Annotated in this window: 1 protein-coding gene; it reads right to left on the reverse strand. The window is 41.0% G+C overall.

The genetic code is table 11. From position 1 onward, the window contains the following. Nucleotides 1-1208: IS1380 family transposase (locus DWY93_RS06855; protein WP_242990550.1), on the reverse strand; the 1208-nt coding region annotated here is incomplete at its 3' end. Nucleotides 1209-1374: the final 166 nt, after the last annotated feature.

Here is a 1374-nt window from a genome sequence, read left to right on the forward strand (position 1 = left end):
GCAGCAATCTTCAGCAGTTTTAAACGGACGGTATCAATGCGTTGTTTGCGCATGTTTGCTGATAACGCCAATCGTCTAAACCAATTAAATATGTTATAAGCAAGAGCGTGTACCTGAAGCCTGTTTGCATTTACGATTCTGGTATGACTGCTTACGGAAGCAAAATCAAAACCGGATTTACTTTCTTTGATGAAGTTTTCCATCAGCCCTCGCTTGCAGTAAAACTTGATAAGATACCCTGGTGAGGAATCCATGTTTGTGACAACAAAGGTGTACATGTAAACCATCTGGTTTTCCGGCTTTTCAACCTTGCATACCACACGCCGTTCGTAAGGCCATGACTTTGCTTTGTACATGAATTCACCATAAACTACCGCATAATCCACTTTGTTATTCCTGGTGATTTCATCAAGCTCATCCACAAGATCGGATGCTTTTCCACGTAGGATGCCATTCTCCTTCAGCCGGATCACATAGCTTGTGCCGTTTTCCTCACACTGCTTATAAAGATCAGGCGTAGAAAAACCGCTATCACCACGAAGTAGAATAGGGATTTCCGGATAGTCATGCAGATATTCATCCAGTACCGGCTGCAAAAAATCAACTACTCCGGTGCAGGAATACTGTGTTCCATCACGCAGCTGGATCTTTATCAGATCCCCGGTCATTCCATCATAACAGACAAGTGGATGATAACCATTGCTCTGATAGTGAAAGTTAAAGGCTCTGCCTTCCTGCCTGCCGTATGCATCAAGAAGAGTGGAATCCAGATCCAGAATAACAGCCTGTGGCATCTGAATACTGTAAATTTTCCTCCGAAGTACTCTGGCAATCGCAAGGAACTGGTTTAAAGTGTCTTCATCCATACGGTTAAAGAATCTTGATACCGTAGGCTGTGATGCAAGCGCATCTTTTTCAAGTACAGACTTGAATACAGGATCATTTGTCAGTTCATCAGAGGCATCATCCTCGAAATAACCGGCAATAATCATATATATCATTTGGAGCAGGTTTTTTGGATCCGAATGATATCGGAATAAAGCAGGATCATTGGTTTTAAACGCTTTTTCTAAAAGCGTATCAATACCAAGTTTGCTTATGAATTCTTTGATAAGAAGCAAGCCTGCATCGGATGAGAGATCTCCTCCATCAAAATTTATTTTAATCTGTCTATTGCTTTCTAAGGCTAAGGTGTTTACAATACTCATAAAGGGCTCCTTTGTTTGGGATTGTTAAGACTTTGAACACCTTAATTTTACCACAAATGGATGCTCTTTTTTCATTCACTTGATAGGTGAAAAGCAATATTCAGCTAAAATACAGTAACTATGTGGCTTTCAGCCACTTTCACGGCTGATCCGTGAATAATCTAGG

This window comes from Clostridium sp. AF28-12, assembly GCF_003435225.1.
GTDB classification, from domain to species: domain Bacteria; phylum Bacillota; class Clostridia; order Lachnospirales; family Lachnospiraceae; genus Pilosibacter; species Pilosibacter fragilis.